This window comes from Phyllobacterium sp., from assembly GCF_037994425.1.
Taxonomy (GTDB): Bacteria; Pseudomonadota; Alphaproteobacteria; order Rhizobiales; family Rhizobiaceae; genus Phyllobacterium.
The window spans coordinates 1-8,391 of record NZ_JBBNAM010000131.1 but is presented as its reverse complement, the minus strand read 5'-3'; the positions used below and the strand labels follow the sequence as shown (position 1 = coordinate 8,391).

Below are 8,391 nucleotides of genomic sequence, written 5' to 3'. Positions count from 1 at the left end.
CCCTTCATGCTCGGAGGTCTCCGGCCACCCGTCACCTCTGATCGATCAAAGCCTCACTGATACCGTCAACCAGGCACACGCCTCAAAGTCCGCGCCCCTCCCGCGCGAGCGGGTTCGTTCTTTGGCCTTAACCGGACACTCGTTTCCAGAGCGACGCATTTTAATGCGCGAGTTCCACGACAACCTCTTCGAGCTTGCCGCCAAATTTGAACGGCGGCCTGTAGTCGTAGGTCACTGGGGTCCCGGTATCACTGCCAACATCCTGATTCTCCGACAGCGAGTATTTGAACGGCGTCGTCTTTTCGATCTTGCCGACGCCGACCTGGTTTCCGTCGACAATCAATTTGACGGTACCGCTTTGACCAGGCTTGTCGCCACCTTCATAGGCGAACTGCATCTTTAGTTCATGCTCGCCGGCACTGACGACACCGTCGCTTTTGACGGAGTAATGTTCTACGTCAAGGTAGTTGTGGGCGGCAGCGAGCTTGCCGTCCTTTAGATAAAACGCCCACCCTCCTGTGTTGCCGCCTTGGGTGAAGATCATGCCGCTGGCATTGTCTTCGATCTGCACCTTGGCGGTGACGGTGAAGGACTTGTTTTTCAGGTCCGGGGCTGATGCTTCGGGAAGACCGGCCAGCGGAACCGGGTAGACGAATTTCGTACGACCTGCGGCGAGATTTGGCTTTCCCGTCAATTCAGAACTGAAACGTTCCGCACCACGCCAATCCAGGGGAAGCGCTTTGTTGGCGGACGCCTGCGCCCACCAGAGCGCCGTAAGTTCTGCCAGCTTCTCTGGGTTTTTGTCAGCCACGTTGTTCGCCTGTGTGAAGTCCTCGTCGAGATTATAGAGTTCCCACTTCGCCGTCAGCGGGTCGAAGTCGCCGCGTTCGGCCTGCCATGGCTCGAAGGCAAGCGAACCAGCCCACCAGCCGTCCTTATAAATGCCGCGATTGGCGAAAAGCTCGAAATACTGCATGGTGTGGAATTCGGGCGCATTTTCAGTCTCGAGAACCTGAAGGAAGCTCCGCCCCTGTATCGGCGTCTGAGCAGTGCCGTTGACGCTCCGAGGCTCCTCAATTCCAGCTGCCGCCAGGATGGTCGGCGCGACGTCGATCAAATGGGAGAACTGACTGCGGATTTCGCCACCGTGCTTGATCTTGGCCGGCCATTTCACAATCATCGGATTGCGGGTGCCACCCAGATGGCTCGCGACCTGCTTGGGTCCATTGGAAGGGTGTATCCATCGCATGAGCCCAACCAGCCGGAAAATGATTGAAATGCATTTCCGTGCCAATCTCGTCGATGCGAGACAACATTTCATCGGTCTTCATCAGATAGGCATTGAAGAAGGCATTCTCATTCAATGTTCCATCGAAGCCACCTTCGGCAGAGGCACCGTTGTCGCCAACGATATAGATGATCATCGTGTTGTCGGCGTCCGGAAGCTTGGCGACATAGTCGAGAACTCGGCCCACCTCATGGTCCACCTGATTTCCGTAGGCTGCAAAGACCTCCATCATTCGCTCATAGAGGCGTTTCTGGTCAGCGCTCAGACTATCCCATGCGGGAAGGCTCTTCGGCCTCTCGGTCAGAACCGCATTTTGTGGAATGATGCCTAGTTTCTTTTGTCGCTCAAACGTTTCCTCGCGGTAGACGTCCCATCCCTTGTCGAACTTGCCTTTGAATTGATCAATGAGCACTTTCGGGGCCTGATGCGGTGCATGCGTCGCCGCCGGGGCATAGTACATGAACCAGGGCTTGTCGGGCCGGACAGCTTCGGTCTTTTCGAGCCAAGTGAGCGCATGATCCGCGAGATCGACGCTCAGATAGTAATCATTGTCCGTCGGGGTGCCGAGAGCGGTCTGGTTCTCATAGAGATAAGGTCGGACCTGATTGGTATCACCAGCCATGAAGCCATAGAAGTAATCAAAGCCCAGCCCGTTCGGCCAATGATCGAACGGACCCATGACGCTGGTTTCGTAAATAGGCGTGTTGTGGTTTTTGCCGACCCACGAGGTGATGTAGCCATTTTCCCGCAGAATCTCGGCGACCGTGGCGGTATCCTTGGGAATGATCCCGGTATAGCCGTCATAGCCTGTTGCGACTTCGGTTATGTTACCGGTCCCCGCGACGTGATGATTGCGTCCAGTCAAAAGCGCTGCGCGTGACGGCGAGCACACAGCAGTCGTGTGAAAGCGATTGAACAGCAGTCCGTCTTTGGCCAGCGCATCCATACAGGGTGAAGGAACACCGCCGCCGGTTACGGAAAACTGGCCGAAACCAACATCATCCAGCAGAACCAGCAAGACGTTCGGCGCACCTTGAGGGGCTTTAATTGGTGCGGGGAACTGGGCGGGGTCGGAATCTTTGTAGGAGGTGCCAACGTTACCCTGAAACTTTTGTTCAGCGTAGGGAATGACGGTTTGCCCTGTTGCGTTAGGTGAACGTTCGTTTGATTGGGCCAAGGCAGTTGTCGCTGCCAGCGTCGTAGCCAGCGCTGCAATAACCACGTAACTGCTCGATCTACGAAGAGTCATGGCACTAAACCTTTCTTCGGCTTTGAGAGTGGGCTCCACGGATTCAGAGATGCATTGGTATGGGTGCGGACATGACGCCCGAACGTCCCAGTAGCGGGTCGGTTCCCTTTTGGAGCCGGGCACAAAAACCTTCATTTGGAAAAGTACGTTACGGTAAATCGAAGCGTAAAAATCCCGTTCCAGGTGCGTAAGGTTGCCTATCGGGGCGAAAATCAGCACGACGCGAGTGGCGAATAGTCAATGCAGGCTATGTCGTGTTTCTGTTGAATGAATTGGCATAAAGGTATGAAAAAAATAATGAAATCGCGGCAAATGGCAGGGGAGGTCGCCGGCTTCCAAAGCCGAACGTCGCTGGTTCGAATCCAGCCGGGATCGCCAGTTTTTCAATAACTTAGCTTGGGTTCGGATTTCCATAAGTTGCGGCCTTGCGGTGGCGAGATTAGAGTGGGCATGAGTTCGCCAGCCGCGATACAAACAAGTGTCCGACCCGAAACGCTGACGATCCCAAGGCTTTCTTTGTCCTGCAGGAGCAGCTGATGTTGTCTGTCTGGTCGAACCGCCCCCGATACCTCCACATGGGTCTCTTTTTTGCGGCCTATGTCATGGGCTGCGGATTCGCCCAAGTGCTCGCAATCGTCCCTGGAATCACTGTTTCCATTTGGCCACCCGCAGGGGTTTTCATCGCGACGCTCATTCTCACTCCGCCGTACAGCTGGCCGTGGTGGATTTTGGCGGGGTGTGCGGGGGAGATGTTCGGACAGTTCGTGTGGTTCCACAGTCCTCTGCCTGCGGGTCTCCTGATCTATGTCGGCAACGCGCTTTGTGCGGTTGTCGGCGCAACACTCGTGAACCGGGCGTGCGGGCGCCCGTGCCGTTTGCAAACCTTGCAGGAAGTTCTCGTGTTCGTCGCACTCGGCGCTGGAGTTGCGCCGCTCGCGAGCGCGACGGTCGGAAGTGCGACGCTTGCGTGGTTTGGCATAGAATCGCAGACATTCACGTCGGTATGGCCGCTGTTCTGGATCGGAGACGCCACCGGAATCCTGCTCGTAGCGCCGATGGTACTGATCGTGATCCAGCATTGGCGCACCAAGACCGAGCTCTCCGCCGCGCAGTGGACTGAAGCCGCCGTGCTGGGCGTGATCTTTCTGGGGGCTGCTGCCCTTGCCTTGGGCGGGCACCTGTCCTCCCCCTACATCATCATGCCGCCCCTTCTTTGGGTCGCGGTGCGCTTTGAGTTCAGGGGCGCTGCCGTCGCCCTGACGCTCCTCGCCCTGATCACGATGGCACTTACAATGTCGGGTGGCAGCCAGTTCGTCGGCGACCCCGAGTCCCAGAGAGAACAGCAGGTCATGCTGCAGCTTTTTCTGGTCATCTCGGCGTTTTCCGCGCTCATCGTGGCCGCAATTTCCCGCCAGCACCAGCAGGCGGTGCTCACATTGCGCCAAAGCCTGGAGGCACTGCGTGACCGAGAGCTGGAGCTCTCGCAACTCGTGAACATGGTTCCGAGTCATGTTTGGCGTCTGACCCCCGACGGCCAGCCGACTTTCTTCAACAAGCGCATGGTCGATTTCCTTGGTCTGAACGTAGTGGACACGGACAAACCGGGCATGCGCCGGCTGGAAGCTGTCCTAGAGACCATTCATCCGGACGACGCCCCAGGGTTCGGCGCCGCGCTGCGCAATTGCCTCGCCACCGGCGAGAGCTTCGCGATGCGATACCGCCTGCGCCGCGCCGACGGCGATTTCCGCTGGATGTCGAGCCGAGCCGAGCCGATGCGTAACGCGGAAGGCACGATCGTGCAGTGGAACATCATCTGTGTGGACATTGGCGACGAGGTTCGGTCACAGGAAAAGTTGCGTCTGGCGCAGGAGAGTCTTGCGCGCGCCAGCCAGGCCGCCAGCCTCGCCGAGCTTTCTGCGTCTATCGCACATGAGGTGAATCAGCCTCTGGCGGCGATAGTGGCCAATTCAAACGCGTGCTATCGCTGGCTCTCCGCCGAGCCTGTCAACGTTGGACGCGCAAAAATTACGACTGAGCGCATCATCCGGGATGCGAATTCGGCTGCGGCTGTCGTCAGCCGCATCCGAGCGCTATTCAAACCTTCGGTGGAGCAGAGGCACGGCATGGTTCTCTCCAGCGCCATTACGGAAGCGTGCAATCTCCTGGCTGATGAGGCGGCGCGGCGGCGCGTTCGCATGGATATAAACGTGGAAAGCAACCTTCCAGCTGTCTCGGCCGACCGGGTCCAAATTCAGCAGGTTCTGGTCAACCTCATCCGCAATGGCATGGAGGCGATGGATTCTGTTGCAGGCGACAGTGTTCTTGGGGTGCGCATTCGTCGCGTCGGGGATGAAATCCGAACTGAAATCAGCGATGGCGGCGGCGGCGTTGAGTTTCCTGATCGAATATTCGAGCCGTTCTTTACGACGAAAGAGCAGGGGATGGGCATGGGGCTCGCGATCTGCCGCTCGATCGTCGAGTCGCATGGCGGACGTTTATGGGCGGAGAACAACGAACCGGATGGGGCGACCTTCATCTGCACCTTGCCTATTGCAACGAACGCGGTGCCTTGACGACGAATGACACGTTGTTGTCATCGTCGACGATGATGGACGTATTAGGGGAGCGGGACTATCGATCATTCCTATAGTGTTCTTTGGAGGCCGAACACGCTGAGCGGAAAATAAACCGCAAAGCTCGTGTCTGATATGGAACCATCGCCTGAATTGTCTGTTACCCGACATTGGAGTGGTGCCTATGTCAAGGGACACGAGCGAGGCCAAGGCCACAGCAATTCGCAAAATGCTCGCTGATCCAGCTTTCCGTCGAGCAGTGTCAACCAACGCACCGTTCCGGTCGAATTTGGATTTCGCAGGGATATTGCAACGGTTGGAAATCGCCGAGGCCGAGTATCACCTGCGCAATAGTCTGGAGCGGGCTATCGACTCATCTGGTGTGGCAGCCGGTGATAATCCGCGACACGACGCTAGCTGACCCGCATCCGAGCTCTCCAGCTCTGGCGGAACCCATCGCGCCACAGGCTGAACTATCCCACCTTGTGATAGACCAGATCGAAATCATGGGCCCAATGCGTGCCGTCTTGCGAGCGTTGCCATGATCCGTTGATAGTTGTTCCATCGGTGTCAAAAGTTCCGACATAGCGCTGAAAGAAACCGGGAGAATCGCGCCAAAGCTTCCAGACACCGGCACTGACCATCATATTGACGACGCGATGCACATGCCGCGTATCGGTATAGAGCATCGTGAACAGACCGGTCGCATCGTCAAGACCTATGATCGATGTGATGGGGAACGGAGAGTTTTCGACCCATTCGCGCGGAAGATCGGGCGCCATCTCCGCATCCGCCCGTTGGATAACGAACTGCTTATTCCCCAGCCACTCGAAACGCGTATGGCCGTTTGCCATGGGTCTACCGCCGATGGCGGCTTCTGTCCTCCATTCGCCGATGAAGGGGATCAGCCGCTCGAGCAAAACATCCGACATCTTTCTCCCCTTTGCGCCCTTCCGTTCGGGCGAGCTTGCACCTATCGCAACATCACCGCGCTATCGGTGCTTCTATTGATGCGAGCGTCCGGACCCTCCCATATAGGCGTCGCCGCGGCGCGGTAGATAGACCTTCTGCTGCCGATACCCGTCATTTGAAGGCGGCCGGGTGTCCGGTGGCGGATTGACGTTCGGCCGGTTATTATCGCTGTTATTTACGTACCGGTTATTATCGCTGTTGTTTACGTACCGGTGGTTGTTGCGATTGCCATCGTAGCGATACCGATCATAGCGATAGCGGTCATAGCGGTAGCGATCATAGCGATAGCGGTCATAGCGGTAAGGATCATAGCCCGGCCCATCATAGAAGCCGCTATAGACAGTCGTGCCATAGTAACCGCCATATCCGCCGTAGCCGCCATAATAGGGCCCAGTTGTTTCGACGCAGCCCGAAAGTACAACCGCAGATAGGCAAGCTGCTGCGGCCAGCGTCAAATGTCTGATGGACATTGAAGTCGTCCTCCTATTCGGACCGTAATTCTACCACCGTTCAACCATTGCATACTGGAAAAAGTTCCAGCGCGAAGGCGTTAACGGTTGTGGTCCAGCCAACGACCGCGTGGTCTGGACTGTCTGCTTGATGAAATAGGTCATTCTTGCTGAACTCAGCCTGAATGCCTCCGTTCAACAGTCCCAATAGGCCGGAGAGCCAAAGGCCTTGCGCAGATGATCGGCGAGGGCTCTTAACTTGGCAGACGGCATTCGGCCTTCCGGATGGGCGATGTAAATGAACTCCGCCGCCACATTGGCGCCAATGTCGATGACCCGCAATTGTCCGGCCTTGATAGCTTCGCCGGCGACGAAACTCGGCAACAGCGCGATGCCGATCCCGGCAATGCCGGCATCGCGCATTGTGTCGCCATTGTTGACCCTCAGCCCGACCGGGGCCCGGATCGTGGCGGCGCCGCCGTTGGTGGGAAAACTCCAATCGGCCGCGCCACGGTTTGCATAGAAAATACCCTTGTGACGGTAGAGTGCTTCAATTGTATCTGGTGTTCCATGCTTCTCAAGATAGGCCGGGGAAGCGACAAGAACGCGTTGACTGCTCGCAAGACGCCATGTCATCAGTCGGGAATCGGCAATCGGACCGTGGCGGATGACGGCATCGTAGCTGTTTGAGGCCACGTCGATACGGCGGTCATCGAGATCGAGGAAGAGTTCGATGTCCGGATGCGCCAAGAGAAAGGGGAAAAGAGCAGGGCCGAGATGCATGCGTCCGAACGTTACGGGCGCCGAAATGCGAAGTGGGCCGCACAGCATGCCTCTGCGCTCGGCCATGTCGGCTGCCGCCTCCTCCACGTCACGGGTAATGCGTGCCGCCCGCTCAAGGAAGGCCGCGCCATCCTCTGTCAGCGAAAGCCTGCGTGTTGTACGATGCAGCAATACGGCGCCGATCTGGCGCTCAAGTTCCGCAAGTCTTTCACTGACGATGGATTTTGACAGGCGCAGCCGGCGGGCAGCTTCGGTTATTGAGCCTGCTTCGGCCACGGCGACAAAGGTTGAAATGCCCTCGAGCTTCATCATTGTTCGAAGATTCCGAATATGAGTTCCTGAGTAATCAAACTAATCCGAACGCTCAGTCAGCACCATACTTACCGCAACTTGGTCAAATCAACAGAAGGAACTCACAATGTCCCGTTTACAAGGTAAGACCGCTCTCATCACTGGGGGCACCAGTGGCATCGGTCTTGAGACCGCACGCCAGTTCGTCGCCGAGGGAGCCCGTGTCGCCATAACCGGCACCAATCCCGAGACCATCGAGCGCGCCCGCAACGAGCTTGGCGATGACGTGCTCGTTATCCGGTCCAATGCCGGTAATCTGGGCGACCAGAAGACTGTGGCAGAGGCCATTGGCGAGGGCTTCGGCAAACTGGACATTCTTTTCGTCAATGCCGGAGTCGCCGAGTTCAAGCCATTGGAGCAATGGGACGAGGCAGGTTTCGATCGTTCTGTCTCGATCAATCTCAAGGGCCCATTCTTTCTGATCCAGGCCCTACTTCCGCATTTCGCCAATCCGGCGTCGATCGTGCTCAACGCATCGATCAATGCGAGCATCGGCGATCCGACGTCGAGCGTTTATGCCCTTACGAAGGGTGGCCTGCTGACGCTGGCAAAGACGCTCTCGGGTGAACTCCTCCCACGCGGCATCCGTGTCAATGCCGTCAGCCCCGGACCGATCGCGACGCCGCTCTATGGCAAGCTTGGCATGTCCGAGGGTGACACGCAGGCAATGGCGGCGAAACGCATTCCTGTTGGGCGCTTTGGCAGGCCAAGCGAGGTGGCAAAAAC

7 protein-coding genes are annotated in these 8,391 nt (G+C 57.3%); 2 read left to right on the top strand and 5 right to left on the bottom strand.

Annotated elements, in window-relative coordinates; translation table 11 throughout:
• Nucleotides 1-160: 160 nt before the first annotated feature.
• Both AAAB35_RS09500 and AAAB35_RS09495 read right to left on the bottom strand, forming a co-directional pair.
• Nucleotides 161-1,180 (bottom strand): sulfatase/phosphatase domain-containing protein, encoded by a 1,020-nt coding sequence (locus AAAB35_RS09500; protein ID WP_340668047.1) that lies wholly within the window; start codon nt 1,178-1,180, stop codon nt 161-163.
• Nucleotides 1,074-2,756 carry a sulfatase-like hydrolase/transferase gene (locus AAAB35_RS09495; RefSeq protein WP_340668046.1) on the bottom strand — a complete coding sequence of 561 codons (1,683 nt, stop codon included), beginning with the start codon at nt 2,754-2,756 and terminating at the stop codon, nt 1,074-1,076. Before AAAB35_RS09495 ends, AAAB35_RS09500 begins: the two co-directional genes overlap by 107 nt.
• Before the next feature lie 317 nt (nt 2,757-3,073).
• Between AAAB35_RS09495 and AAAB35_RS09490 the strand changes: the two genes are divergently transcribed.
• Nucleotides 3,074-5,110: an MASE1 domain-containing protein gene (locus tag AAAB35_RS09490; protein ID WP_340668045.1), complete on the top strand. Its 2,037-nt coding sequence runs from the start codon at nt 3,074-3,076 to the stop codon at nt 5,108-5,110.
• Between the two features lie 473 nt (nt 5,111-5,583).
• On the opposite strand, the gene AAAB35_RS09485 is transcribed toward AAAB35_RS09490, so the two are convergent.
• From AAAB35_RS09485 to AAAB35_RS09475, 3 genes are all read right to left on the bottom strand, one after another.
• On the bottom strand, nt 5,584-6,042 hold the full coding sequence (locus AAAB35_RS09485) for a hypothetical protein (protein ID WP_340668044.1): 459 nt from the start codon (nt 6,040-6,042) through the stop codon (nt 5,584-5,586).
• Nucleotides 6,043-6,114: 72 nt separating this feature from the next.
• Entirely contained in the window at nt 6,115-6,552 is a 438-nt protein-coding gene (locus AAAB35_RS09480) for a hypothetical protein (RefSeq protein ID WP_340668043.1), read from the bottom strand.
• Nucleotides 6,553-6,726: 174 nt separating this feature from the next.
• Nucleotides 6,727-7,626 (bottom strand): LysR family transcriptional regulator, encoded by a 900-nt coding sequence (locus AAAB35_RS09475; protein ID WP_340668042.1) that lies wholly within the window; start codon nt 7,624-7,626, stop codon nt 6,727-6,729.
• A 106-nt stretch (nt 7,627-7,732) separates the two neighbouring features.
• On the opposite strand from AAAB35_RS09475, the gene AAAB35_RS09470 reads away from it, so the two are divergent.
• On the top strand, nt 7,733-8,391 hold a 659-nt coding region (locus AAAB35_RS09470), incomplete at its 3' end, for an SDR family oxidoreductase (RefSeq protein ID WP_340668041.1).

Coding starts and splice junctions, on each gene's coding strand:
- AAAB35_RS09500 (WP_340668047.1), bottom strand. CDS start 1,180: ATGATTGTGAAATGGCCGGCCAAGATCAAGCACGGTGGCGAAATCCGC.
- AAAB35_RS09490 (WP_340668045.1), top strand. CDS start 3,074: ATGTTGTCTGTCTGGTCGAACCGCCCCCGATACCTCCACATGGGTCTC.
- AAAB35_RS09485 (WP_340668044.1), bottom strand. CDS start 6,042: ATGTCGGATGTTTTGCTCGAGCGGCTGATCCCCTTCATCGGCGAATGG.
- AAAB35_RS09480 (WP_340668043.1), bottom strand. CDS start 6,552: ATGTCCATCAGACATTTGACGCTGGCCGCAGCAGCTTGCCTATCTGCG.
- AAAB35_RS09475 (WP_340668042.1), bottom strand. CDS start 7,626: ATGATGAAGCTCGAGGGCATTTCAACCTTTGTCGCCGTGGCCGAAGCA.